This window comes from Pedococcus sp. P2_E5 (assembly GCF_056403895.1).
In genome coordinates this window covers 16242-41100 of sequence record NZ_JBFUEP010000026.1, presented here as the reverse complement: position 1 = coordinate 41100, position 24859 = coordinate 16242, and the positions used below count along the sequence as shown (strand labels likewise).

Sequence of the window (24859 nt, the reverse complement as noted above, 5' to 3'; positions counted from 1 at the left end):
TCGGCTCACCTGCTTGTGCACCACTTGGGACTGACTTGGGGTGCCCGTTCGGCAGCGCGCCGCGGGCGGAGGCAGGTCAGGGCAGCGCGACCTCCACCTGCAGGGCGTGGTGGTCGGACGCGTCCGAGCGCAGCACCCGCGCCGAGAGGGGGCGCACGCCGCCGCCGACCCACACGTAGTCGATGCGCCGCGGCGGACGCTCGGCCTCGAAGGTGTGCCCGTCGCCGTCCCCCGCGACGGTCCAGGCATCCTCGAGCCGCCCCGCCAGGGACCGGTATGCCGGGGAGCCCGGTGTGGTGTTGAGGTCGCCGAGGAGGACGGTCGGGCGTTCGTCGAGGGTGGCCACGATCGCCTCGGCCTGCCGGGTGCGCTCGGCCTCGCTGTCCCACTGCAGGTGGGTGCCGAGCACGCGGAGGGTGGTGTCGTCCACGCGGACGGCTGCCTCGAGCAGGCCGCGCTGCTCGCTGCCCGGGAAGCACGGCAGCAGGGTGTTGGTCACGGACACCAACGGCAGACGACTCAACAGGGCGGTGCCGTACTGCGCTCGAGGTTCACCCGGGCGAGCGGGCTCGTCGTCGAGGTTCGCGGCATACGCGAGGTGGAAGCCCAGCAGCTGGGCGAGCCGACCCGGCTGGTCCTCGAACCGGCTCTGCGCCCGACGGTGACGGTCCACCTCCTGCAGCGCCACGACGTCGGCGTCACTGGCCGCGATGACGTCGGCGATGCGTGGCAGGTCCAGCACGCCGTCGAGACCGACGCCGCTGTGGATGTTGTAGCTCAGCAGGGTGAGCGTCATGGACGTCGTCCGGAACTCAGCGCGGTGGACGCCGGAGCAGCGGCGGCAGGTAGGCGGCGCCGGGAGCGTCCGGGGTCGAGGCGGCGTAGTCGGCGGGGTTGGAGATGCCGCACTGGCGCAGCGAGAGGCAGCCGCAGCCGATGCACGAGTCGAGCTTGTCGCGCAACGCCTCCAGCGCGGCGACCTGCTCGTCGAGCCGGGTCCTCCAGTGGGCCGAGATCCGGTGCCAGTCGGACTTGGTCGGCGTGCGGTTGGCAGGCAGGTTGGACAGCTCACGGCGGATCTCGTCGAGGCTCAGCCCGACGTTGCCCGCTGCCCTGATGAACGCGAGCCGGCGCAGCACGCTGCGGGCGTACCGTCGCTGGCCGCCCGACGTGCGCGACGCCTCGATCAGCCCTTCGCGCTCGTAGTAGCGCAACGCCGAGGCCGCGAAACCACTGCGCTCGGCCACCTCGGACACGGTGAGCACATCGGTCGTGTCCACGTCCTGCCCCTTCGTCTCGACCTGCGCTTGACTTCAAGTTCACTTTAACTTTGATGATGTCTCCATCAGTCGAACTTCGCAACATCGCAACATCGCAACTGGAGGCATCATGCGCACCGCCCTCATCACGGGTGGCTCGGCCGGACTCGGCCTGGCCCTGACCAAGGACCTCGCCGCGGACGGCTGGCACGTCGTCGTCGACGGCCGGGACGTCGAACGGCTGCACCACTCAGTGGGGTCGCTGCCCGGCACCATCACCCAGGTTGCGGGGGACGTGACCGACCCGGCACACCGCCAGGCGCTCGCCGCAGCCGTGGCGACGACCGGTCGGCTGGACCTGTTGGTGCACAACGCCAGCACGCTCGGCCCCACCCCCCTGCCGCCCCTTGCGGAGGTCGACCCCGACGGCCTCGACGACGTCTGGCTCACCAACGTCGCCGCCCCGCTGGCCCTCACCCAGCTGGTCCTCCCGGCGCTGCGCGCCTCCAGAGGGGTGCTCGTGGGCATCTCGTCGGACGCGGCGGTGGAGCACTACGAGGGATGGGGCGCGTATGCCGCGTCCAAGGCCGCGCTCGACCAGGTCACCCTGACGCTCGGCGCCGAGAACCCGCAGATCGCCGCCTACGCGATCGACCCCGGAGACATGCGAACCGCGATGCACCAGGCAGCCTTCCCCGGGGAGGACATCAGCGACCGCCCGCTGCCCGAGACGGTCGTGCCGGCCATCCGCACCCTGCTACGCCAGCGGCCGGCCAACGGCCGGTACCGGGCCGCCGAGTTCGCCGTGGCCACCGCGCGGGCCGCCCAACCCGTGGGGAATGGCGTCATCGCCTCCGCCGACCAGCGGGGGGTCTCGGCGTGACCCGTCTCTCCGTCGCTCCGCTGACCCGTTTCGACAGCCCCGACGACTCCACCGCGCCCGCCCCACCCGAGGAGCGCGGGCTGGCGCGCGACGAGGTGCGGATGCTCGTGGTGACCGAGCAGGGAGTGGCGCACGCGCTCTTCCGGGACCTCCCGGCATACCTGTTGCCTGGTGACCTGGTCGTGGTCAACAACTCGGCCACCCTCGCGGCGGAGTTCGATGCCATGGCCGGCCCCCGCCGTCCGGTCGTCGTGCACGCGGCCACCAGGCTCGACGACGGCACCTGGGTGGTCGAGCTGCGCACGGCACCGGACGCGTCACGCGCGATCCTGGACGCCGAGGTAGGAGACGAGCTCGAGCTCCCGGCCGGTGGCCGGCTCACGCTGCTGGCGCCCTACCCGAGGGCTGCCTCCTCCCCCACCGGGAGCGGCAACCGGCTGTGGCGCGCGGCGGTGAGCGGACCGCGTCCGCTGGAGCAGCACCTCGTGCGGTACGGACGACCCATCGCCTACGGCTACCTGGACCGGAGCTATCCGCTCGCGGCCTACCAGACGGTGTTCGCCACGCGACCGGGTAGCGCCGAAATGCCAAGTGCCGCTAGGCCGTTCAGTCCCGAGCTGGTGACCCGGCTGGTCGCGACAGGGGTCGGCGTCGCAGTGGTCACCCTGCACACGGGAGTCTCGTCGCAGGAGGCGGGTGAGGCGCCGCAACCCGAGTGGTTCGAGGTTTCGGCGACGGTCGCCCGGCTGGTCAACGCGACCCGCGCAGGTGGCGGCCGCGTCGTCGCGGTCGGGACGACGGTGACCCGCGCCCTCGAGTCGGCCGTCGACGACGTGAGCGGCGCGCTCACTGCGAGCTCCGGGTGGACGACGCGCGTGGTCTCCCGCGACGACCCGCCGCGGGTCGTGGGTGGTCTGGTCACCGGGTGGCACGACCCGGAGGCCTCGCACCTGCTGCTCGTCGAGGCGGTGGCCGGGCGGGACCTGACCCAGCGCGCTTATGACGAAGCGGCCAGGGGTGGGTACCTGTGGCACGAGTTCGGCGACTCGGGGCTGCTGCTCCCGGGTGGACGCACCTCGACTTTGCGCGATCCAAACGCTCACGTGTGACCCACCTCATCGCGCGCGTTGCGTCACGCAACCTCGTCCCGGCCGTCTTTACCTCTCGTGGGGAAGACCAACAAGAAATCGTGGCTCGGGCTGAACACTCGCCCCAGCTGGTCCGTGGCATCGATGACGGTGCTTGTCCTGGTGCTCGGCTCGGTGGGGGCCGGCACCTTCTTCGCTGGGGGCGCCTCAGCGACCGTTCCAGGGAGCCCGGGAGTGCCTCAGCCCGGCACGCCGGTCTTCGTCGAGGATTTCGAGAACGGCACCACCAACACCGCCCTGGGGGCCCAGTCCTACTCGGCGCCCGGTTCCACGACCTACGTGGGCGCTACCGGGGAGACCTACACCGGCTCACCCGCCTGGATCGACGCGGCACGCTGCAACGGCGTGATCCTCAGCAACGCCAACTCCACGACCCCTGCGTGGGCCATCTCGGGCAGCGTGGCCTCCGGGGCCAACAACCGTTGTTCCGAAGACAGCGGCGTGCTGAGCTACCAGTTCCTTCGCATGCTCGCCCTGGGCATGGGCCAGCAGTTCAGCCCGGGCTCACCGACGACGCAACACGTCAGCAGCTCCTACACGGAGTGCCAGTCGACCGACACGACGGGCGGCCAGGTCTGCGACACGATCCCCGCGGGGCCCGCCAACGGGGTCATGTTCAAGACGGTGAAGCCGATCTCGGTCACGCCGGGCCACTACTACACGTTCGGTGTGGATACGGCCTACACGAACTGCAACGTCGCGGCGGCAGACCCCTCCTACCAGTTCGCCTGGACGGACTCGGCGGGTGTGGCGCATCCGATCGGCTCTCCAGTAAACGGTTGCCAGACGACGTCCGACCCCAACGTCAAGGCCTACACCCAGTCCGTCACGGCCAACATCGGCGGCGCCTTCGGCACTGTCACGAAGACGGTCCGGATCAACTCGATGACCTCCAACGCGCCCTTCCAGGCCAGCACCAGCGCGGTCGGCATCGAGATGTGGAACAACAACGGCACCACCAACGGCAACGATGGAGCCTTCGACAACGTCCGCCTCATCGACGTGACGCCCCAGGTGGACAAGGCCTTCAGCCCCGCCCTCATTGCTCCCGGCGGCACGTCGACCCTGACCATCACGGTCACCAACACCAGCGAGCTCGACGCCAAGAACGACTGGACGCTGACCGACACCCTCCCCGCCGGCATGACCATCGCCGGCAACGCCACCGTCGGAGGCACCTGCAAGGACAACCCACCGGTCGGTGTGCCCTTCGCAGCCACCGCCGTGGCAGGGTCGGGATCGATTGCGGTCGTGGGTGGCGACCTCCCGTCGGGACAGGCTTCCTGCACCATCACGGTCGACGTGACCGCGACGTCGGAGGGTTCGTACACCAACGGCCCCCTCAACGTCACGACCAACCTCAGCCCGCCGGGCCCCGCCACGTTGGTGGTGAAGGCCCCGAGGATCACGCTCACCAAGGCCCTGGGGACCGCTCGCGCCGGAGCGGGCGACCAGTTCACCGTCGAGATCCACAGCGGCTCGGCGACGGGACCGGTGGTCAACGCGACTGCCAACTCCACCACCACCGGTAGCGGGTCCACGGTGGGCCCCGGCACGGGTACGACCGGGGCGTACCCAGCGACGGCCGGGAGCCCCTACTTCCTCACCGAGTCCAGCGCCAACCTTGCCGCCTACACGACCACCATCGCCTGCACGGACTCGGCAGGGCTCCAGACCGGACTGCCGAACGGCGCGGCCTTCAACGGGTCCATCTCCGTGACTCCGGTGGCTGGGGCCGCGATCAGCTGCACGCTGACCAACAACGCGATCCCCACCCCCGACGTCAACATCGCGAAGACGGTCGGGGCGGTCACCGGGCCCGACGCCAACGGCCTGTACACGGTCGACTACGACGTCGTCGTCCACAACTCCGGGACCGCCACGGCGACCTACGGTCCTCTGACGGACACGCCTGACTTCGCCGCCAACCTGACGACCACGGCGGGGTCCTGGACCGGTGCCGGCTCCGGCACCTGGAACGGAACCGGCAGTATCGTCCTGCGCGGGTCCGGCACCACTCTCGCCGCCGGCGCGACCGACACCTACCACCTCTCGATCACGTTCACGTACACCAACCAGACGCAGGCGACGAGCTGCGCCGGTCCGGGCACCGGCCTGTTCAACTCCGTGTCCGTGCCCGCGGGCCAGGAGCAGGGCACGACGTCCGACAACTCGGCCTGCACCACTCCCCCGTCCCCGCCGGCTCCGTCGCTGAGCCTGGTGAAGACGGTCCAGGAGACCGCGTTGACGGGTCCGGGTCAGGTGTTGCACTACTCGTTCGTGGTGACCAACACCGGTGAGGTCACGCTGCACGACCTCAGCATCGACGACGGGCTGCTCGCGGCTGCGGGCATCCCCGTCACGTGTCCGCGCAGCACTCTCGCGCCTTCAGAGTCGATGACGTGCGTCAGTGCGGAGTACTCCGTCACCCAAGCCGATGTGGACGCCGGGCACGTGGGGAACGTCGGGCTCAGCAGGGGCACCACCCCGACCGGAGACCCGGTCGAGTCGCCCACCAGCAGCACGAACACCCCCCTCGACCCCGACGGCGGGCTCACCTTCACCGACACGCCGCCCGGATCGGGAGGCATCCTGGCCTTCACCGGCGCGAACGTCGGACGCCTCCTCGGCGTGGCGTTGCTGGTGCTGCTGCTGGGTGTCCTCCTGACCGTGGTCAGTCGGCGGCGACGGACCAACGCCTGAGTCGCCTCGGCCGCCAGGGTCGGTGTCGGGCAATGGCACGCCCGGGCCCTGTCTCTCCCAGATTTCCGAGAGGCAGGGCCTGGGCGATCTGCCTAGGATCCGGGACATGACCCTCGGTGACCTGCTCGTCGACGCCTTCACCCGGATCCGCGAGGGCGCCGAGGCCGCCGTCCGTGGCCTGTCCGCGGAGCAGCTCGCGCAGCGTCCGACGCCGACGACCAACTCGATCGGGTGGCTCGTCTGGCACCTGACGCGCATCCAGGACGACCACATCGCGGAGGTTGCGGGCCACGAGCAGGTGTGGAYGAGCGGCGGCTGGCACGAGCGGTTCCGGCTGCCGTTCGGACCGGGCGACACGGGCTACGGCCACACCCCCGACCAGGTCTCCCAGGTGCGGGGTCTCGACCCGGACCAGCTGGTCGGCTACCTCGACGCCGTGCACACCGTGACCGTGGACTACGTCCGGCCGCTCACCCCCGGCGACCTCGGCCGGGTGGTCGACGAGCGCTGGGACCCGCCCGTCACGCTCGGCGTACGGCTGGTCAGCGTGGTCAACGACGACCAGCAGCACGTCGGCCAGGCCGCCTTCCTCCGCGGGCTGCTGGACGGCTGAGCGCCGGACCTAGCGGTATCGGCGGGCCAGCTCCAGGGCCCGGCGCGGGTAGTCGGCACCGAAGAGCACCCCGTGCAGCATCAGCGGGTGCAGCTGGTGCAACCCCACGCGTTGCCGCCACTGCGCGTCGAGCCGGTGCTGCTCGAGGTAGCCGCCGATCACGAAGTCCCAGTGCGGGCACCCGAACAACGCCAGCATCGCCAGGTCGGTCTCCCGGTGGCCGCCGTGCGCCGCGGGATCGATGAGCACCCCACCGCTGGGCGTCCAGGCGATGTTGCCCGACCAGAGGTCGCCGTGGATGCGGGCCGGGGTCGCCCCGTCGTCGAACTCGCCGTGGGCGACTCGACGCACGACCCGCTCGAACAGCGCAATATCGGATCGGTGGTAGATACCCCTATCGATCCCCATCGACAGCATGGGCAGCAGGCGCTGCTCGGCGTAGAACTCGCCCCAGGTCCCGCTGGCCCGCAGCGGCAGGGGCAGCAGCGCGGTCGCCGGACCGAGGAAGCCATCGCCCTCCCAGCTGTCCGGCGGGCTCCCGTATGCCGCGGCGCCGGCATCGTGGGTCCGCGCCAGTGCGGCGCCGAACGCCTCGGCCATGGCCGGGTCGGGGTTGGCGAAGGTGAGCCTGCGCAGGTCGAGGTGGTCGGAGGCGACGTCGAGCACGGTGACCACGTCCGCCCCGCCCTGGGCGCTGGCGAGCCAGGCCAGACCGGCCGCCTCCCAGCGGAAGTAGCCATCCGGCGCCGACCGACTGCCCTTGCGGAAGACCGTCGAGGGCTGCTCGATCACCGGGGGCTCCGAGGTCCGAGCCGCGCGCGTGCCATCCCGCCATCTAACCGCGCTGCGACATCCAACCGCGCGTGGGCGCCCGGCCCGCAACACGGCATACGGGAAATTTGCCAAGCCCGGCACCGGCGCTGACCGCCCGGCCACCCGCTGTATGCCGCGCGGCTGGCACCTTGCCAGCATGCAGCTCACGATCCGGGTGCGTCCGCGCCTCGCGGCCCTCGCCGCCCTCCTGCTCGTCGCCTTCCTCGCCGTCACCGCACGGACGGCACTGGCGGCCACCCCGCTGACCGTGGCGCAGGCGATCGCCACCCAGAACGGCACGAGCCAGACCGTGACGGGCTACGTCGTCGGGGAGCCGGTGGCCACGAGCACCGTCAACCGGTCGAACTTCACGGGGGACCTCGCAATCGCTCTCGCTGACTCGGCAAGCGAGACCGGCACCTCGAAGATGCTCTACGTCCAGCTGACGACGCAGTGGCGCGCGGCCTGGGGGCTGAAGACGAACCCGTCGAAGCTCGGGACGAAGATCACGGTCACCGGCACCCTGACGGCCTACTTCTCCCACGCGGGCCAGAAGTCACCGACGGCCATCACCGGCGGCACCCCCGACCCGGACCCGACGACGACCACGTCGCCCCCGACCTCGACCACCACGGCACCGGGTCCGTACGACAGCACCTACTACGCCACCGCGATCGACAAGTCGGGCTCGGCACTGCGCACCTCGCTCCACACGATCATCAGGACCCAGACGGTTCTCACCTACGACCAGGTCTGGGACGCCCTCAAGGACACCGACCAGGACCCGAACCACACCTCCAACGTCATCGAGATCTACTCGGGGCGCTCGATCGCCAAGTCCGACAACGGCGGTGGCATCGACCAGTGGAACCGCGAGCACGTCTGGGCCAAGAGCCACGGGGACTTCGGCACCGCCAACGGACCCGGGACCGACGTCCACCACCTCCGTCCCGAGGACGTCACCGTGAACTCCGATCGCGGCAACCTCGACTTCGACAACGGGGGTTCGGCCGTCAGCCAGTGCGCCGACTGCTGGCGGGACGGCGACTCGTTCGAGCCGCGCGACGCCGTCAAGGGCGATGTGGCGCGGATGATCCTCTACATGGCGATCCGCTACGAGGGCGACGACGGCTGGCCGAACCTCGAGCCGAACGACTCCGTGGCGAATGGCAGCGCCCCCGCCATCGGCAGGCTCTCGGTCCTCAAGGCGTGGAGCGCCGGCGACCCACCGGACGCGTTCGAGGTGCGGCGCAACCAGGTCATCTACGACACTTGGCAGCACAACCGGAACCCCTTCATCGACCACCCGGAGTGGATCGGCTCCATCTGGCCCTAGGGAGCTGACCGGCGGGTACGGTGAGCGTGAACACCACACCGCCTGAAGGATCCCCCATGCCCGAGCTGGCCGCCGTCCCAGACCTCACACCGGACAACACCCCGAGCACCCCGAGCACCCGGAGCAGTGCGGATGCTGCGACGGCCGAGGACATCTCGAGCACCCCGCCCTCCTCGCGCATCACCCAGCGGGACGCCCGGGAGGCCGAGGCGCTCCACGAGGACGCCGGTGACCGCAGCCTGGCCGCGGCCCAGCGGTTGATGGGCGAGCTCGCGGGCTCGCTCGAGGGTCTCGACGACCTCGCCCCCTACCTCGATCGGCTCGTGGCGGCGGTCAACGCCAACATCGACGGCTGCGACGCGGTGGGGGTCACGGTGGTCATGGAGGACCGGCCGCGCACCGCGGCCTACACCACGGCCGGGACGCTCGAGATCGACGCCGTGCAGTACGCCGTCGGCGACGGGCCGTGCCYGGACGCGTTCCGCAACGGCCGGGAGAACCTCGTCGACTTCGCCGGCGGCGAGGAGCGCTGGCCGGCGTTCATGGCGGGGTGCGAGGCCGGAGAGGTGCAGTCCCTGCTCGCGCTGCCGCTGGAGTCGGGCGGTCGGCGGTTCGGGGCCTTGAACCTCTACGGCTACGCGCGGCACGCGTTCGACCACAGTGACCTGGTGCTCGTGCGGATGGCTGCGGCCCGCGCGGCCGATGCTCTGGCAGCCGCCGTCCAGGTGGCCGGTGCCCGTGAGGTGGCCGCCCAGATGGAGCAGGCGATGGCCAGCCGCGCGGTGATCGAACAGGCCAAGGGTGTGCTGATGGGCCGTCACTCGATCAGCGAGATCGTGGCCTTCGAGCTGCTCCGGCGCCAGTCCCAGGAACAGAACCTCAAGCTCCGCGTGCTGGCTTCCCAGATCGTCGCGGAGGCCCGATCCTCGCGTTCCGAGGCGCTGTGAGCTAGTCTCGACTCCACCTGAAGCAACCGGGTTCGGCCACACGGCCACCCCGGTTGCTTTTTTGTCTGACTGGGTCTGTGCATTCACGGGCGGCGGTTACGCCCCAGGAGGTCTGCAAGATGAAGGGTGCCCCCCGCACCTGCCGCGGCGGTTTCACGAGCTGTGGCGCCCCCCGCCCGTCGACCAGGCTCGGCCTGCGCTGTGGACACCTGCGCTGTGGACACGAGGCGGGGCGTACCTCCGGACTCGGCGTGCCGGGCAGGTTCGCCACCGGATGGGCGGGACACGGGCTCCCGTCGACGGCCGACCCGTCGACCCTGCTCGTCTACGTCATGGACATCTACGACCCCGCCTCCTGGGCCTACCTGCCCTCGGTCAGCGCGGTGCTCAGTGCCGCCTGCTCGCTCGTCGACGTGGAGGTCGTGCAGTCCGGCCGGTATGCCGCCAACGCACCGGCCGCGTGCCTCATCGCCCTCCTCGCCGCGGGCGAGCTGCCCGTGTCGACCGTCCTCGGTGCCGTGCAGCACGCGTACTTCGTCGACGGACGACCGCTCGACGCACCGGGAGTCCTCGAGTCGATCTGCGCGGGTCTTGGGCTGGACGGTCCCGCGATCGAGCTGTTCGCGGGCAGCCAACGTGCCCGGGAGCTGGCCGCGGAGGACTTCGAGCTCGCCCAGGACTTCGACCTCGGCGGCGGTCCCCTGCTGATCGCCAGCCGTGGCGAGCAGATCTTCGAGTTCGACGGGCCCGGCGCGACCAGTGATCGCCTCGTCGACCAGTTCAGGACGGTCCTCGCGAGGCCATAGGGTCTGTTCATGGCCAGACCGCATCGCGCTTCCATCGTCGAGGACGCCTGGCACCGTCAGGTCGACTCGGCCCTTCGCCGCCGCGGCTGGCAGACCCGGATCGTGGCCCACACCGGCTACGGCTCGCAGGAGTTCGCCCGGGTGCTCGGCAGGGTGCTCCTGACCCGACGGCCCGAGGCCGGTGAGCGCGCCGACGCCGGCGCCTCCGCCGCGGAGCTCCGGTCCGCCGAGGACGAGCGCCGTGGCTGGCGAGCGTTCCTCACCGCACCAGCCATGAACGTCCCGGTGACGATCACCGTCGGCTCCAAGACGGTGCACACCCGCAGCGACCGCAGCGGCTACATCGACACGAAGGTCAAGGACCACGGACTCGAGCCGGGCTGGCACGAGGTGACGGTGACCGCGGCCGACGMCGAGGACGTGGTGGCGGCCGTCATGATCGTGGGTGACGACGAGACCTTCGGCCTGATCAGCGACATCGACGACACGGTCATCTCGACCTCCCTGCCGCGCCCGATGATCGCGGCCTGGAACACCTTCGTGAAGAGCGAGAACGCCCGCCACGTGGTGCCCGGCATGGCGACGATGTACCGCGAGCTGCTCGAAGAGCACCCGAAGGCCCCGATGGTCTACGTCTCCACCGGCGCCTGGAACACCGCGCCGACCCTGACCCGGTTCCTGCGGCGACACGGCTACCCGCCGGGACCCCTGCTGCTCACCGACTGGGGCCCGACCAACACCGGGTGGTTCCGGTCCGGGCAGGAGCACAAGCAGGCCTGCCTGCACCGGCTCGCCAACGAGTTCCCCCACATCCGCTGGGTCCTCGTCGGTGACGACGGCCAGCACGACCCCAAGATCTACGGCGACTTCGCCGAGCAACGCCCGCACACGGTCGCAGCCATCGCCATCCGCGAGCTGACCCCGGGCGAGCAGGTGCTGTCGCACGGCATACCCGTGTCGTTGGAGGAGTTCGCCGCGCCGCGTGGCCGCCACGAGCGGGAAGTGCCGGTATGCCGCGCGGGCGACGGCTACGGCCTGGTGCGCCTGCTGCGCATCGCCCTCGACCTCTAGGCGGCGCCCCGCCCCGCGCCCGCCGCTCCCCTGCGAGAACTAGCGGCCGGTGACGTCGAGGTGGGGGGCATCCGCGCAGGGGGTCTCTCGTTCGGCCAGGCCGAACGCCGTCAGGGCCGCGCCGCCGACCAAGAGCCCGGCGCAGATCAGCATGGCCAGCCGGTAGGCCGGCGCCAGGGCATCGGCCGAGGCGTAGTCGGCACCGCCCAACCCGACCAGTGGGGGGAGCGCCGCCACCGCGAGCAGCCCGGCCGTGCGTGCGACGGCGTTGTTGACGCCACTCGCCGTGCCAGCGAGCTCGTCCGGCGCGGCGGCGAGCACGGTGCCGGTCAGGGGGGCGACCGTCATGGCGAGGCCGAGCCCGACGAGCGTGATGCCGGGAAAGACGTCGGTGACGTAGGAGGCGTCTCGGGGTGACAGGGCCAGCAGCACGAATCCCGCTGCGGCGACAAGGGTTCCGCCGATCATGTAGGGACGGGGGCTCGACCTGGCCGCGAGTCTCCCGAAGCGGCCCGCGAGGACGAGCATGACGACACTGAGGGGCAGCGTCGCGGCGCCGGCCGCGAGGGCGGACCACCCCGCCACGGTCTGGAGGAACAGCACGAGGAACAACAGCGCGGCAGACAGTCCCGCATAGACCAGGAGCGTGACCAGGTTGATGGTGGTGAACACCCGGTTGGCGAACAGTGAGGGAGGAACCATCGGATCGTGGGTGTGCATCTCTGCGCGGACGAACGCGCCCAGCGCGATCAGCCCGATGCCGCCGATGGCCAGGGCAGAGACGCTGAGCCCGTCGGACAGCGAGGTCAGGCCATAGGTCAGTCCGGCCAGCCCGACCACGGCCAGCGCAACTCCAGTCACATCGATGTGCTTGCTGGCCACCGGATTTCGCGACTCTGGCACGAACTTGAGACTCAGCACCACGACCACCACCGCGAGTGGCACGTTGACCCAGAAGGCCCATCTCCAGTCACGCTCGACGAGCCAGCCGCCGATCACAGGTCCCGACGCCGTGGCGACACCGAGCAGGCCGGTCCAGGCGCCGATGGCGGCCATCCGGTCGTCCCGGTGGAACGACGCCTGGAGGATCGCGAGGCTGCCCGGCACCAGCAAGGCAGCGCACAGACCCTGGACGGCGCGTGCCGCGACGAGCACCTCGACCGTCGGCGAGAGGGCGCAGAGCACTGAAGCGACGCCGAACCCACCCACGCCCACGGCATACATCGCTCGTCGCCCGAACCGGTCACCCAGCGAGCCGCCGAGCAGGATGAAGGAGGCCAGCGTCAGCGCGTAGGCGTTGACGACCCACTGGAGCCCGGCGAGGTCGGCCTCGAGGTCGCGTCCGATCGTCGGGAGCGCGACGTTGACGATGGTGCTGTCGAGYAGGGCGATCCCGCTCCCCAGCACCGTGGTGGCGAGGGCCAGCCGACCGGTGTGCGACTTGAGCCGCAGCAGCTCATGGGGCGCCGCCGTCGTCGTCATGGCTCCATCGTCGCACCGCCGCGCAAGGGGCCTGTCGGTGCGGGAGATTCCCGCGGATCCGCTGCGGATCTCTGACAAACTCGGCGTTGTGCCGGAGCTGCCCGAGGTCCAGGCGCTCGTCGACTTCCTCGCCGAGCGGACCGTCGGGCTGGCCGTGACAGGGGTCGAGCTCGGGTCGTTCTCGGTGCTGAAGACCTTCGACCCGCCGCCGCAGGCCCTCACGGGAGCTCCCGTCGACGCAGTGTCGCGGCACGGCAAGTTCGTCGACATCGACTGCGACGGTGTCCATCTCGTCTTCCACCTCGCCCGCGCGGGCTGGCTGCGCTGGTCGGACGCGATGCCCAACACGGTGCTGCGTCCGGGCAAGTCCCCGATCGCCCTGCGGACCCGGTTCTCCGACGCGTCCGGTTTCGACCTCACCGAGGCGGGCACCAAGAAACGTCTCGCGGCCTACCTGGTCCGTGACCCGCACGACGTTCCCGGGATCGCCTCCCTCGGACCCGACCCGATGGCCGACGAGTTCACCCGCGACGTCTTTGGTGCGCTGCTGTCCGGGCGACGCTCACAGATCAAGGGCCTGCTGCGCGACCAGGGCTTCATCGCCGGGATCGGCAACGCGTACTCCGACGAGATCCTGCACGTCGCCAGGATGTCGCCGTTCGCGATGGCCGCGACCCTCGACGACGAGGCCGTGGACCGGCTGTATGCCGCGTTGCGGGGAACGCTGTCGGCTGCCGTCGCGACCGCGTCCGGCAAACCGGCCAAGGAGCTCAAGGACGCCAAGCGCGCCGGAATGCGGGTGCACGGCCGCACCGGCGACTCCTGCCCGGTCTGCGGCGACGTCGTGCGTGAGGTGTCGTTCGCCGACTCGTCGTTGCAGTACTGCGCGACCTGCCAGACCGGTGGCAAGCCGCTGGCCGATCGACGGATGTCCCGACTCCTCAAGTAGCGGCGAGGTGGCAGGTCGCCGCCGACTCAGTCGGGCAGCAGCACGGTGGCGGCGTCGAGGAACGACTCGGCGGCCTCGTCGTCGTCGAACCACCGCAGGTAGAGGCCCGTCGTCACTCGCTCGACGAACGCCCACTGCCGCACCCGTTCCGGGTCCGTGCCGGTCAGCTCCGCCGCGTGCACACAGAGGGCCTCGTGCCGCTCGCGCGCCAGGGAATGGTCACGGCTGGCCAGGATCTCCCTGCTGAAGTCGCGCAGGGTCACGCCGACGTCGTACTCCGCTTCGCAGCGGAAGCCATCAGGGTCGACGAGCTTGTAGCGCGGGATCCCGTCGGCCTGCAACGCATTCCCAGGGTGTGGGTCGCCGTGGCAGAGGACGTCGCGCGCGGGGTCGCGGGTCGCCGACAGGTGACGGGCCAGCTCGTGGGCTCGGTCCAGGGCGGCGCCCCACCGCTCCTCGTCGTCGGCCTGGCGGAATCGGCGCACGATGCCGCCCAGCCCGGCAGCCTTGTCCTCACCGGCGGCCACCTCCGGAGCCAGGGACACCGGCACCTCCCAGGCCAGCCGCAGCGTGGCCGCCAGGTGGTCGAGCTGGTTCGCCGCAGGCATCCTCGAGGAGGCGAGGCTGGGACCGAGACGTTCCAGCAGCACGGCGCCGCGGGCGGCGTCGGACGCCAGCACCGCGGCATACCCTCGTCCGTTGGCCGCCTCGAGGGTGGTCACCTGGGCCGTGAAGCCGGGGCCCGCCTGCTCGATCTTGAGGACCGCCGGCGCGCCGTCGGAGTCGACGGCGACCACGGGGACGCCCAGCCCCTCCGTGTAGACCTCGCCGAGGGTGAGCGACCAGCGTTCCACGAGGTCGGCGAGCAGCTCGGGCAGGCCGTCGAGCACCGGCACGAGAGCGGGGTGGTCACCCACCTGGGCGCGGGCGGTGGCCACCACCCGGGCGATCGCCGCGGCGCTGCTCGTCATGGCCACACTGTGCCGCCCGGGGGGACGGTCTGCCCACTGGATTTCCGCGTGGTCTGGCGGGGGTGTTTCATTGGGGCATGACCATCCCCCAGGTGCCCGTCACGGACGTCCACGACCACGCCGTCCTCCTCGACGTGCGGGAGCAGGACGAATGGGACGCCGGCCACGCGCCGGGTGCCCTGCACATCCCGCTCGGCGAGCTGCCGTCCCGGCTCGACGAGCTGCCCGACATCGACGCGGGCACGCTCGCCGTGGCCTGTCGCGGAGGTGGCCGTTCCTCGAGGGCCGTCGCCTGGCTGTCCCAGCAGGGGTTCGACGTCGCCAACCTCGACGGTGGCATGAAGGCATGGCAGGGCGCGGGCAAGCAGCTCGTCGCCGACTCGGGCTCAGCCACGGTCAAGTAGGTCACGGCCATGGCGTGGTTCGGTCGGGGCCGCGACGACTCCGCCGCGGAGGTGCCGGAGGTGCCCGAGGCCGGGGAGCGCACGCTCCCTGATGCGGGCGACACGCTCGACCCGGGCGCCTCGCTGCGCCCGCTCGTGGACCCGCTCGGCGACGGTGAGCGTGGCCGGATCGCCGCGGCGCTGGAGTCGCTGACCGCCGAGGGCGTCGACGTCGACGACCTCGACTCGCTCAGTGCCGGCCTCGACAGGGCGTATGCCGCGTGGTCGGGCGCGCCCGAGGGTGCCCGGCCCGACCACGCCGCCATCGTGGAGCGCTACGCGGTGGGGATCGGCGAGCACATCGACCGCCACACCGACCTCGACTGGCAGGTGGTCACCGATGTCTTCGGCACCGACCTGTCGCTCACCGAGGGTTTCAAGGGTTCTTTCGTCGTCGTCCCGCACAACCTGGTGGCGGGCCGCTGGATGCGCGGCGAGACCGGCTGGATCCCCGCGGTCGTCGGCCACATCGTCCGCCGCCGCACCCGCCGCTGACCACAGGGCGCGCTGACCACAGGGCGCGCTGACCCAGGGCGCTGACCAGGGCGCCGGCCGCGGAGCGCCTGCTCCCAGAAGGTGAGCCCACGTAGGTGGGCTGAGCGGACCCGCGCGGCCCACCTCCAGATCTCACCAGCGGACGGACGTCGAGACGCTCGCCTGTCCCCCGAGCCAGCTGTGTGCCGCCGCGATGAGGCCGTCCCCGACGACCTTGGCCTTCTTGTGGTCGGTTCCGGAGTAGACGACGTCGTCGTTGTCGAAGTAGGCGTTGACGCTGAGGCTGGCATCGATGATGTGGGCGCACGCCTCGCCGGCGGTGGTGACGGTCAGCACCTCGCCGGGGCTGACCTGCAGGACGGCGCGGACGTCGACCGGCTCGCAGGACCCGGGGGCGGTCGGGAAGGTGCCATCGGAGGCGGTGATGACCAGGTCGAGCGCGCCTCCGAGTGGCCCTGCGGTCAGCCCGTCGAAGTGCCAGCTCGAGGTGGACACGCTCGGGGTGCTGTCGAAGAGGCTGCGGTCGAGGCGCTCGACCGTGGCGGCGTGAGCGCTGGCAGGGACGAGCGCCACGAGCGCGAAGGTGGCGCCGGCGACGGCGGTGATGGTGCGGACGTTCATGGGATGACTCCAGTGATCTTTGGTCTGGCCGGGCGGTCCGGCGCTGTTGGTGAGGCAACAGTGGCCAGCGCCTCTTGGGCGGCACTTGGGCTCGACTTGAAGCTCGACTTGAACCCCGACCCTGGACCCGTCGGAGGGCGACACGATCGGCGCGTATCGCGAAATCTCAGGGAAACGCTAGAGACAGCCATACCCTGCGATCGTGGACCCGATACGCAACCCGTACGCGCCCGGAGCCGGCCAGCGCCCACCCGAGCTCGCCGGTCGTGACGAGCAGCTGCACGCCTTCGACGTCGTGCTCGAACGCATCGCGCGTGGTCGACCCGAGCGGTCCATCGTCCTCACCGGGTTGCGCGGGGTCGGCAAGACGGTGCTGCTCAACGCCCTGCGCTCCGCCGCCGTCCGCGCCCACTGGGGTACGGGCAAGCTCGAGGCACGCCCCGACCAGGGCCTGCGCCGGCCGCTGTCCGCGGCGCTGCACGTGGCGGTCCGCGAGCTCGGTCACCCCGCCGGTGACGAGGTGGACCACGTCCTCGGGGTCATCAAGGCCTTTGCCCAGCGCGACTCCGCTCCCGGCGCCAAGCTGCGCGAGAAGTGGAACCCGGGCATCGATGCCCCCGTGGCCACCGGACGCGCGGACTCCGGCGACATCGAGATCGACCTGGTCGAGCTGCTCACCGATGTGGGTGGGCTGGCGGCCGACGTGGGTCGGGGTGTCGCGATCTTCATCGACGAGATGCAGGACCTGTCGGCCGACGACGTGTCGGCGATCTGCGCGGCCTGCCACGAGATCTCCCAGTCGGGCCTGCCGGTCATCGTCGTGGGTGCCGGACTCCCGCACCTCCCGGCCGTCCTGTCCGCCTCGAAGTCCTACTCCGAGCGCCTGTTCCGCTACCAACGCATCGACCGCCTCGACCGCGCCGCGGCCGACCTCGCGCTCGTCGCGCCGGCCGCCGACGAGGAGGCCGAGTTCACGCCCGAGGCGTTGGATGCGATGTATGCCGCGACCGCCGGCTACCCGTACTTCGTCCAGGCCTACGGCAAGGTCGCGTGGGACGTCGCCCCGCGCTCGCCGATCACGGCCGAGGACATCATGGTCGCCGCACYCGAGGCAGAGGCCGAGCTGGGCGTGGGCTTCTTCGGGTCCCGGTTCGAACGTGCCACGCCCGCCGAGCGTGAGTACCTGCGGGCCATGGCGGACGCGGCGTTGACGCTGGCCGAAGCCGGCGAGGAGGTCGACGAGACCGAGTCCGTCCCAACCGCCTCGGTGGCGCAGGTGCTGGACCGCAAGCCCCAATCCCTTTCTCCCGCAAGGGACGCGCTGCTCAAGAAGGGTCTGATCTACTCTGGCGAGAGGGGCCGGATCGCGTTCACCGTCCCCCACTTCGGCCGTTACCTGCGCTCTGCCAGCTGAGGTGGGCAACACGACCTGAGGTGGGTCATCACGACGGCAACCGGTCTACCGTGAGGAGCAGGGCTCGCCCGACCTGGGCCTGACCTGGGCGACGTGTCGGGTGGAGGTGCCTCGATGAGCAGAGTCTTCACGGCGGCTGCGGTGCAGGCGGCGTACGTGCTGATGGATCGCGAGGCGACGACCGAGAAGGTCGTACGGCTCATCGCGGAGGCCGCCGCTCGGGGCGCCGAGCTGATCGTGTTCCCCGAGGTGTTCGTGCCCGGCACACCGATCTGGATCGACTCGGTCCCCATCTGGGACGGCGACGAAGCCTGGTACGCCCGCCTCGTCGACCAGGCCGTCGTCGTGCCCGGACCCACGACGGAACGGATCGGCGCCGCCGCCCGGGAGGCCGCGGCATACGTGGTGGTCGGTGTCGACGAGCGAGAGCCGCACGGGACCACGATCTACAACACGCTCCTGTACTTCGGGCCGGATGGCCGGCTGCTCAACAAGCACCGCAAGCTCATGCCCACAGGATCCGAGCGGACGGTGTGGGGCATGGGCGACGGCTCGATGCTGGACGTCGTGCCCACGGACCTGGGCCGGGTGGGTGGCCTCATCTGCTGGGAGAACTACATGCCGCTGGCGCGCTTCCACCAGTACTCCCAGGGCGTCGAGATCTGGGTCGCGCCGACCCTGGCGCAGGGTGACGGCTGGATCGCCACGATGCGGCACATCGCCCGGGAGGGTCGGGTGTGGGTGCTCGGGGTGAACCCCTGCCTGCGCGTCGACCAGATCCCGGCCGACTTCCCGGACCGCGACCGCGTGTGGCGGGCGCAGGAGGGCGCCGAGGCCGAGTGGGTCGAGCCCGGCAACAGCGTGATCTGCAACCCCAACGGCGAGATCGTCGCGGGTCCGCTGCGGCACGAGGAGGGCATCCTCACCGCCGAGATCGACCTCGCCGCGGTGGCGGCCGGGCGGCGGATGTTCGACCCCGTCGGTCACTACCACCGCCCCGACGTCTTCCAGCTGACCGTCGACACCCGGCGTCAGCGCGCCGTCACGGTCCTGGCCGAGGAGCCTCCCGCGCACGGAGCCTGACCGAGCGCCCCGGCGGCGCGTTTGCGCAGGTGAGCGGCCCGAGGCGCCCTCGGTGAGGTGGCCAGCTGTCTGGCGTTGCCGGTGCGCAGGGGCGGGTGTAGCGTCCCAAGGTCCGGACAAAGTAGTCCGAAAACCTCGGACGTACGGTCCTGACCACCCAGGCGACGCCGCCCGGCGCCGCTCCCCCTTCTGGGTCGGAGGACGACGATGTCTCGATCTCATGTTGCCGGTGCCACAGCGCTGTTGCTCGGAGCGGCCGTCATGGCGGCACAGGTGCCAGCCACTGCCACGCCGAGGGGAGGGGGAACCGCAGCAGCGGTCGCCGCAGCCGGCGACGAGCTGTCGGTGAGCACCCGCCTCGCCGACCGGCGGGAGGTCTCGGCCGGGACACGCGCCTACTCGATCGGGTTCGAGGACGGCCGGTTCTATGCCAACGGCTGGCACATCACCGGTGAGATGGGCGGTGTCTGGACCCCGCCCATGAAGATGGTCGACGGTGTGTGGTTCGGCCTCGACGACCAGTGGGTGGGTCCCGCGACGAAGTTCACCAGCGGGTGGGGGTACAGCCGCTACGACCTGCCGGACACCGCGGGCCTCAAGGTCGCCCGCACTGACTTCGTGCCTGACGGCGTCCGCGGCGCGCTCTTCGGGCTGACCGTGACGAATCCCGGTGCCGCCCGCACGGCCAAGCTGTCGGTCGACGCGCACTCCGAGCTGATGGGCCAGTACCCATGGGGCTTCGGCGGCGTGACGCCGAACGCGAGCGACAACATCCAGGACACCGGTGCCTACGACGGGAAGAGCCTCGCCTTCACCGACGACGGCGCGCTCCCCGGGGCGCCCGTCCACCACTACGCCGCCGTCGTCGGCACCGCAGCCACCCCGACCACGGGGGAGATCGGTCCCCAGTTCTATGGCCCCCAGCCCGGCCACCGCTGCACCGGCACCGAGACCGGCGCCCCGGCCGACCCCAAGCCCTCCGTCTGTGACGACGGTCCGTTCGGAAAGGGCACCGGCGGCCGGCTGACGTACAACCTCGACCTGCCGGCCGGTGGCTCGAAGACCATCTGGCTGGGCGTGGCCGGCTCCGACCAGGGCTCGACCCAGGCCGCGAGCCTGACCTCGGCTCGCGGCGAGCTCGCCAAGGCGCTGGCCGACCCCGCCGCCGCGCTGGCCGCCAAGAAGGCCTCGCGCCAGGCGCTGTCGCAGATGACCCAGCTGTCCCTGCCCGGCGACCCGCTCGTGCAGGACGCGGTGCAGTGGGGCAAGCAGAACATCGCCGACCTCACCCAGACGGCGACGGACCTGCAGATCCGCTGGACCAACCAGGGCAAGCAGTTCCCCGCACCGTCCGGGACCGTCGCCAAGGCGACCTGGATCGGGGCCGGCTTCCCCGACTACCCGTGGATCTTCGGCACGGACGCCGAGTACACCGCCTTCGCGTCCGTCTCGGTCGGGCAGTTCGAGGCCATCAAGGACCACCTGCGGGCGCTGCGTGAGGTGTCCGACATCCTCAACGACCGCTCCGGCGTCGTGACGCACGAGGTCGTCTCGGACGGGTCGATCTGGTACGGCCAGGACTCGCGCARCACCAACCCGGACGGCAGCACGGCATACAACTTCAACACCGACGAGACGGTGAAGTTCCCGAGCACCGTGGCGCTGTTGTGGCGCTGGACCGGTGACAACGGGTTCCGCGACGAGCTGTACGACTTCTCGGTGCGCAACCTCAAGTACGTCACGCGCACCCTCGACGCCGACCACGACGGCTTCCCCGAGGGCCTGGGCAACGTCGAGCGCGGCGGCATGGGCACCGAGAAGCTCGACAACACCGTCTACTACATCCGCGGGCTCTACGACCTGGCCGACATGGCGAAGGCCAAGCACGACGGCACCACCTTCGCGTGGGCCAACAACCTCGCCCGCCAGATCCAGGACCGCTTCGACCATGCGTGGTGGTATGCCGCGGCGTCCCAGTACGCCGACTCGCTCACCGACCCCGGCAACGTCCAGTCCTTCCAGAAGCACTGGATCGGCCAGACCCCGATGGAGGCCGAGCTGCGGGTCAACGGGCGCACCGTGCCGGGACTCGCGCCGTTCGCCCACGGCAACACCGCGTTGGCCGGCCGGGAAGACCCCTGCTACAGCGGGACGGCACCCTTGTCCACCGGTCTGTTCCACACCGGTTGCGGCGGCGGCCAGAACGGCACGGGCGAGAAGGTGGTCTTCGGCCTGACGACGTCGATCCAGTCGATCGGCGAGGGCAACTACGGCCGCCTCGGAGCGGGACAGCAGCAGCGCTACACGCACGCTCTGGCCGACCCGATGTTCGCCGAACCCGCCACGGGCGGGACTCCCGACGAGCAGCCGGGCGCCATGCCGGAGATCTTCCCCTCACCCGACCAGGGCGCCAACATCGACCGGTGCTGGACCTGCCGCTCGATGTTCATGCAGGCGTGGGGCAACTACGGCACCGCCTGGGCGGTCGTGCACCAGTGGCTCGGCATCCAGCCCGACCTCGGGAACGGTCAGCTGGTCGTGGTCCCGCAGGTGCCGGCCGGACAGCCGTCGGCCTCCGGTGAGCAGATCCGGCTGGGCCGCGGGTTCGCCGACGTCTCGGCCTCGGTCCTCGGTTCGCGCTACACCACCACGATCAAGGTCGGTTCGGCCGTCGGCGCCGACAAGGTCTGGATCGGGCACACCGTCCCGCGTGGCAGCACGGTGACCCAGGTCGTGCTCGACGGCCAGGTGCTGTCCGACTGGACGAGCCGCACGACGAACCGCGGCCTCGAGGTCACGGTCCCGACCAAGGCCGGGTCGCACACCCTGGTGGTGACGGCCTCGTGAACCACGCCGTGGCAACGCCGTTCCGCGTTCGGTGGAACGGCGTTGCCCCGGCTCGTGGCGAGGCTCAGTCGAGGCGCTGGGCCAAGGAGACGATGATCCCTTCCGGGCCCCGGACATAGGCCATCTTCCACGTGCCTTCGTACTCGCCAGTGCCCCCGACCAGCCCGTAGCCCTCTGTCGCAGCCCAGTCGACAGCCGCCTGCACGTCGTCCACCTCGAAGGCCACGTTGCAGTCCCAGCTCGTTGGCCATGGCGGTCGGTGAGCCAGGCAGTGAATCGGGTCGCACGAAGCGAGCGAGCTCCAGGCGGGCGCCATCGCCGGGCGCCTCGCGCCGGACGCACACACCTGACACAGTGATTCGATGCTGAACGAGGTGGCTGACGGCGTCTGGGTCCGGCAGAGCGAGTGGGTCTGGAGCAACGCCGTCGTGGTGCGCGGGGAGACTGGGTTGACCCTCGTCGATCCCGGCATCGACGGTTCCGATCTGGACCAGCTCGCCGATGACGTGGACCGGCTCGGCATCCCGGTGGTCGCGGGGTTCTCCACCCATCCGCACTGGGACCACCTGCTCTGGCATTCCCGCTTCGGTGACGTTCCGCGCTACGCCACCGCCACCGGCGCCCGGGTTGCCAGTGAAGCCCGAGAGCGGGCGCAGGCGATGGCTGCGGACAGCGCGTCGGGCATCCCTCTCGAGCTGGTCGCGCTCCTCACCCCGCTGCCCTCGGACGGGGCACCCCTGCCGGGAGAGGTCATCGAGCACCAGGCGCACGCCCCCGGCCACGCCGCGCTCCTCCTGGCTGACCGCGGCGTCCTGGTCGCGGGCGACATGCTCTCCGATGTCCTGATCCCGCTCCTCGACGCTCGCCGCCCGGGCCAGGTGGACGCGTACGCGTCGGCCCTCGACCGGCTGGGTGAGGCCACCAGGGACGTCCAGGTCGTCATCCCCGGCCACGGCGCCGTGGCCGAAGGCCCCGAAGTGGCCGCGCGCCTCGCCGCCGATCGTGCCTACATCGATGCGCTGCGCCGAGGAGAGGATCCGGTCGACGCGCGTCTGCAGCAGAACGACTGGCTCTCCGGCCCCCACCAGTCGAACCTGGAGCAGGCCCGACACTCAGCCAGCTGAACGCGGCGCCGTTGCGCTCACCCGGCTCCTGGCGAGGGAAGGATCGCGCGGGCCGTGGGGTTGTGAACGAGTGGACCGAACAGGGAGGAGCACCACCCCATGAGCGACACCACCAACCACGCCACCCAGAGCCCCGACGCCATCACCCGCATCGACCTCGGCCACGGCCTAGAGGTCAGCCGCCTCGGCTTCGGCGGCATGGCGATCACGCACGTCTACGGCGAGACCGACCCCGCGGAGGGACTGCGCACCCTCCATCACGCCGTCGACGCAGGCGTCACCTTCATCGACACCGCCGACGTCTACGGCCGCCCCCGCGAGGGCGAGTCGGGGCCGGCCGGCACCAACGAGGAGCTCGTCGGCGAGCTGCTGCGAACCCGCCGCGACGAGGTGCAGCTCGCGACCAAGTTCGGCATCACCGGCGTCCCCACCCACGGACCGGGCGGCACGGGCGTCCGCGGCGACGCGGCATACGTCCGCAGTGCGGCGGAGGCGAGCCTGCGACGTCTCGGGACGGACGTCATCGACCTCTACTACCTGCACCGCCGAGACGTGACCGTCCCGATCGAGGAGACCGTCGGCGCTATGGCAGAGCTCGTCGCAGCGGGCAAGGTGCGGCACCTCGGGCTGTCCGAGGTCACCGCGGACGAGCTGCGTGCGGCCGCCGCGGTCCATCCGATCACCGCCGTGCAGAGCGAGTGGAGCATCTGGTCGCGCGACGTCGAGGACCTCGTCGTGCCGGCCGCACGCGAGGTGGGGGCTGGCTTCGTGCCCTACTCGCCGCTCGGGCGGGGTTTCCTCACCGGGGCGATGACCAGGGAGGCGGTGGCCGGGTCGATGCTCAAGGGTCACCCGCGGTTCGACGCCGGCTTCGAGGCCAACCAGCGGGTCGTCCAGGTGGTCACGGCCGTCGCCGCCGAGCTCGGCGCCACCCCGGCCCAGGTCGCGCTGGCGTGGTTGTTCGCCCAGGGCGCGCGCCTCGGTATGCCGGTCGTGCCGATCCCCGGCACCCGTCGTCCCGAGCGGGTGGACGAGAACCTCGGGGCCCTCGCGATCCACCTCGACGACGACCAGCTGGCTCGACTGCAGGGCGCCGCGGACCTCGTCGAGGGTGGCCGCAACCTCAGCCAGGACCCGGCCTGGATCTCGTCCGGCCGCGAGTAGCCGCGCTACCCGCGGGGAGGCGGGGACGGGGTTAGGTTGGCGCCCAGAGCCATCAGCCTGAGGGAGCCCCCGTGTTAGTACAGCTCGTCGCCGCAGCACCGCAGGGAGTCGTCGACGACCTCCTCCACCTGGACATGCCCCCGGTGGAGAAGGTCATCCGGACCGTGGTGATCTACCTCGGCATCCTGCTGATCATCCGGGTCGCCGGCAAACGCCTGATGGCACAGATGAACTCGCAGGACCTCGTCGTCGTGCTCTTGCTGTCCAACGTCGTCCAGAACGCCATCATCGGCAACGACAACTCGCTCGTGGGCGGTCTGCTGGGCGCAGCCGTGCTCGTCGTCGTCAACGCGGGACTGGACCGCTGGTCACTGCGCAGCCCTCGGGTCGCCTGGCTGCTCGACGGTCGGCCCACCGTGGTGGTCGACGACGGCGTGCTCGACGACCGGGCCCTCGCCCACGTGGGCATGAGTCCCGAGGAGCTCAACAACGCGATCCAGACACACGGAGCCGACTCGCTCAGCGAGGTGCAGCGCGTCGCGCTCGAACCGGGCGGTTCCATCACCGTCGAGCTGCGGCCCGACGCGCGCAGCGCCACCATCGGCGACCTGCGGCGCGCGGTCGACGCACTCACGGCCCGCCTCGACGCCCAGGGAGGGACCGCCCCGGCCGAACCCCGCCATTGAC

General features: G+C 71.0%; 24 protein-coding genes. 17 read left to right on the top strand and 7 right to left on the bottom strand.

Annotation, left to right across the window (positions count from 1 at the left end):
* Nucleotides 1–76: 76 nt before the first annotated feature.
* A complete protein-coding gene (locus AC1DVZ_RS10550) occupies nt 77–796 on the bottom strand; it encodes an endonuclease/exonuclease/phosphatase family protein (RefSeq protein WP_477618147.1) in 720 nt (239 codons plus the stop codon).
* Nucleotides 797–812: 16 nt separating this feature from the next.
* Nucleotides 813–1280 carry a redox-sensitive transcriptional activator SoxR gene (soxR, locus tag AC1DVZ_RS10545; RefSeq protein WP_477618146.1) on the bottom strand — a complete coding sequence of 156 codons (468 nt, stop codon included), beginning with the start codon at nt 1278–1280 and terminating at the stop codon, nt 813–815.
* Nucleotides 1281–1389: 109 nt separating this feature from the next.
* Here soxR and AC1DVZ_RS10540 point away from each other — a divergent pair, with 109 nt between their 5' ends.
* From AC1DVZ_RS10540 to AC1DVZ_RS10525, 4 genes are all read left to right on the top strand, one after another.
* Nucleotides 1390–2142: an SDR family oxidoreductase gene (locus AC1DVZ_RS10540; RefSeq protein WP_477618145.1), complete on the top strand. Its 753-nt coding sequence runs from the start codon at nt 1390–1392 to the stop codon at nt 2140–2142.
* On the top strand, nt 2139–3251 hold the full coding sequence (locus AC1DVZ_RS10535) for an S-adenosylmethionine:tRNA ribosyltransferase-isomerase (RefSeq protein WP_477618144.1): 1113 nt from the start codon (nt 2139–2141) through the stop codon (nt 3249–3251). The genes AC1DVZ_RS10540 and AC1DVZ_RS10535 overlap by 4 nt, the downstream gene beginning before the upstream one ends.
* Nucleotides 3252–3374: 123 nt before the next feature.
* Entirely contained in the window at nt 3375–5993 is a 2619-nt protein-coding gene (locus AC1DVZ_RS10530) for a DUF7507 domain-containing protein (RefSeq protein ID WP_477618143.1), read from the top strand.
* A 106-nt stretch (nt 5994–6099) separates the two neighbouring features.
* Nucleotides 6100–6606 (top strand): mycothiol transferase, encoded by a 507-nt coding sequence (locus AC1DVZ_RS10525; RefSeq protein ID WP_477618142.1) that lies wholly within the window; start codon nt 6100–6102, stop codon nt 6604–6606.
* A gap of 9 nt (nt 6607–6615) precedes the next feature.
* On the opposite strand, the gene AC1DVZ_RS10520 is transcribed toward AC1DVZ_RS10525, so the two are convergent.
* Nucleotides 6616–7398 (bottom strand): fructosamine kinase family protein, encoded by a 783-nt coding sequence (locus AC1DVZ_RS10520; protein ID WP_477618141.1) that lies wholly within the window; start codon nt 7396–7398, stop codon nt 6616–6618.
* Nucleotides 7399–7576: 178 nt separating this feature from the next.
* Here AC1DVZ_RS10520 and AC1DVZ_RS10515 point away from each other — a divergent pair, with 178 nt between their 5' ends.
* From AC1DVZ_RS10515 to AC1DVZ_RS10500, 4 genes are all read left to right on the top strand, one after another.
* Nucleotides 7577–8755, top strand: a complete 1179-nt coding sequence (locus AC1DVZ_RS10515; protein ID WP_477618140.1) for an endonuclease — start codon at nt 7577–7579, stop codon at nt 8753–8755.
* A 56-nt stretch (nt 8756–8811) separates the two neighbouring features.
* On the top strand, nt 8812–9702 hold the full coding sequence (locus AC1DVZ_RS10510; RefSeq protein ID WP_477618139.1) for a GAF and ANTAR domain-containing protein: 891 nt from the start codon (nt 8812–8814) through the stop codon (nt 9700–9702).
* 119 nt (nt 9703–9821) lie between these two features.
* Entirely contained in the window at nt 9822–10508 is a 687-nt protein-coding gene (locus AC1DVZ_RS10505) for a hypothetical protein (protein WP_477618138.1), read from the top strand.
* Nucleotides 10509–10517: 9 nt separating this feature from the next.
* Nucleotides 10518–11579 carry an App1 family protein gene (locus AC1DVZ_RS10500; RefSeq protein ID WP_477618137.1) on the top strand — a complete coding sequence of 354 codons (1062 nt, stop codon included), beginning with the start codon at nt 10518–10520 and terminating at the stop codon, nt 11577–11579.
* Nucleotides 11580–11618: 39 nt separating this feature from the next.
* Here the strand turns inward: AC1DVZ_RS10500 and AC1DVZ_RS10495 are convergent, their stop codons facing one another.
* Nucleotides 11619–13061 carry an MFS transporter gene (locus AC1DVZ_RS10495; RefSeq protein WP_477618136.1) on the bottom strand — a complete coding sequence of 481 codons (1443 nt, stop codon included), beginning with the start codon at nt 13059–13061 and terminating at the stop codon, nt 11619–11621.
* Between the two features lie 88 nt (nt 13062–13149).
* On the opposite strand from AC1DVZ_RS10495, the gene AC1DVZ_RS10490 reads away from it, so the two are divergent.
* A complete protein-coding gene (locus tag AC1DVZ_RS10490; protein ID WP_477618135.1) occupies nt 13150–14010 on the top strand; it encodes an Fpg/Nei family DNA glycosylase in 861 nt (286 codons plus the stop codon).
* 26 nt (nt 14011–14036) lie between these two features.
* Here the strand turns inward: AC1DVZ_RS10490 and AC1DVZ_RS10485 are convergent, their stop codons facing one another.
* On the bottom strand, nt 14037–14981 hold the full coding sequence (locus tag AC1DVZ_RS10485; protein WP_477618134.1) for an aminoglycoside phosphotransferase family protein: 945 nt from the start codon (nt 14979–14981) through the stop codon (nt 14037–14039).
* Between the two features lie 77 nt (nt 14982–15058).
* Here AC1DVZ_RS10485 and AC1DVZ_RS10480 point away from each other — a divergent pair, with 77 nt between their 5' ends.
* Nucleotides 15059–15385 (top strand): rhodanese-like domain-containing protein, encoded by a 327-nt coding sequence (locus tag AC1DVZ_RS10480; protein ID WP_477618133.1) that lies wholly within the window; start codon nt 15059–15061, stop codon nt 15383–15385.
* Between the two features lie 9 nt (nt 15386–15394).
* Complete coding sequence (locus tag AC1DVZ_RS10475; protein ID WP_477618132.1) at nt 15395–15919, top strand: DUF3806 domain-containing protein; 525 nt, start codon at nt 15395–15397, stop codon at nt 15917–15919.
* Nucleotides 15920–16051: 132 nt separating this feature from the next.
* On the opposite strand, the gene AC1DVZ_RS10470 is transcribed toward AC1DVZ_RS10475, so the two are convergent.
* Entirely contained in the window at nt 16052–16540 is a 489-nt protein-coding gene (locus AC1DVZ_RS10470) for a hypothetical protein (RefSeq protein WP_477618131.1), read from the bottom strand.
* Nucleotides 16541–16742: 202 nt separating this feature from the next.
* On the opposite strand from AC1DVZ_RS10470, the gene AC1DVZ_RS10465 reads away from it, so the two are divergent.
* From AC1DVZ_RS10465 to AC1DVZ_RS10455, 3 genes are all read left to right on the top strand, one after another.
* A complete protein-coding gene (locus AC1DVZ_RS10465; RefSeq protein ID WP_477618130.1) occupies nt 16743–17954 on the top strand; it encodes an ATP-binding protein in 1212 nt (403 codons plus the stop codon).
* Nucleotides 17955–18068: 114 nt separating this feature from the next.
* Nucleotides 18069–19037: a carbon-nitrogen hydrolase family protein gene (locus AC1DVZ_RS10460; protein ID WP_477618129.1), complete on the top strand. Its 969-nt coding sequence runs from the start codon at nt 18069–18071 to the stop codon at nt 19035–19037.
* Nucleotides 19038–19244: 207 nt separating this feature from the next.
* Complete coding sequence (locus AC1DVZ_RS10455) at nt 19245–21884, top strand: glucosidase family protein (protein WP_477618128.1); 2640 nt, start codon at nt 19245–19247, stop codon at nt 21882–21884.
* 64 nt (nt 21885–21948) lie between these two features.
* On the opposite strand, the gene AC1DVZ_RS10450 is transcribed toward AC1DVZ_RS10455, so the two are convergent.
* Complete coding sequence (locus AC1DVZ_RS10450) at nt 21949–22110, bottom strand: VOC family protein (protein ID WP_477618127.1); 162 nt, start codon at nt 22108–22110, stop codon at nt 21949–21951.
* A 136-nt stretch (nt 22111–22246) separates the two neighbouring features.
* Between AC1DVZ_RS10450 and AC1DVZ_RS10445 the strand changes: the two genes are divergently transcribed.
* The 3 genes from AC1DVZ_RS10445 to AC1DVZ_RS10435 all read left to right on the top strand — a co-directional run bounded on the left by AC1DVZ_RS10445 (nt 22247) and on the right by AC1DVZ_RS10435 (nt 24858).
* On the top strand, nt 22247–23008 hold the full coding sequence (locus tag AC1DVZ_RS10445; RefSeq protein WP_477618126.1) for an MBL fold metallo-hydrolase: 762 nt from the start codon (nt 22247–22249) through the stop codon (nt 23006–23008).
* 99 nt (nt 23009–23107) lie between these two features.
* Nucleotides 23108–24172, top strand: a complete 1065-nt coding sequence (locus AC1DVZ_RS10440; RefSeq protein WP_477618125.1) for an aldo/keto reductase — start codon at nt 23108–23110, stop codon at nt 24170–24172.
* Nucleotides 24173–24243: 71 nt separating this feature from the next.
* Nucleotides 24244–24858 carry a DUF421 domain-containing protein gene (locus AC1DVZ_RS10435; protein WP_477618124.1) on the top strand — a complete coding sequence of 205 codons (615 nt, stop codon included), beginning with the start codon at nt 24244–24246 and terminating at the stop codon, nt 24856–24858.
* The last annotated feature ends 1 nt before the right edge of the window (nt 24859 follow it).

Excerpts from the sequence above, each read along its gene's own strand:
- AC1DVZ_RS10485 (WP_477618134.1), bottom strand. The coding sequence starts at position 14,981 with ATGACGAGCAGCGCCGCGGCGATCGCCCGGGTGGTGGCCACCGCCCGC.
- AC1DVZ_RS10505 (WP_477618138.1), top strand. The coding sequence starts at position 9,822 with ATGAAGGGTGCCCCCCGCACCTGCCGCGGCGGTTTCACGAGCTGTGGC.
- AC1DVZ_RS10515 (WP_477618140.1), top strand. The coding sequence starts at position 7,577 with ATGCAGCTCACGATCCGGGTGCGTCCGCGCCTCGCGGCCCTCGCCGCC.
- AC1DVZ_RS10475 (WP_477618132.1), top strand. The coding sequence starts at position 15,395 with ATGGCGTGGTTCGGTCGGGGCCGCGACGACTCCGCCGCGGAGGTGCCG.
- AC1DVZ_RS10440 (WP_477618125.1), top strand. The coding sequence starts at position 23,108 with ATGAGCGACACCACCAACCACGCCACCCAGAGCCCCGACGCCATCACC.
- AC1DVZ_RS10480 (WP_477618133.1), top strand. The coding sequence starts at position 15,059 with ATGACCATCCCCCAGGTGCCCGTCACGGACGTCCACGACCACGCCGTC.
- AC1DVZ_RS10460 (WP_477618129.1), top strand. The coding sequence starts at position 18,069 with ATGAGCAGAGTCTTCACGGCGGCTGCGGTGCAGGCGGCGTACGTGCTG.
- AC1DVZ_RS10550 (WP_477618147.1), bottom strand. The coding sequence starts at position 796 with ATGACGCTCACCCTGCTGAGCTACAACATCCACAGCGGCGTCGGTCTC.
- AC1DVZ_RS10470 (WP_477618131.1), bottom strand. The coding sequence starts at position 16,540 with ATGAACGTCCGCACCATCACCGCCGTCGCCGGCGCCACCTTCGCGCTC.
- AC1DVZ_RS10530 (WP_477618143.1), top strand. The coding sequence starts at position 3,375 with ATGACGGTGCTTGTCCTGGTGCTCGGCTCGGTGGGGGCCGGCACCTTC.
- AC1DVZ_RS10540 (WP_477618145.1), top strand. The coding sequence starts at position 1,390 with ATGCGCACCGCCCTCATCACGGGTGGCTCGGCCGGACTCGGCCTGGCC.
- AC1DVZ_RS10445 (WP_477618126.1), top strand. The coding sequence starts at position 22,247 with ATGCTGAACGAGGTGGCTGACGGCGTCTGGGTCCGGCAGAGCGAGTGG.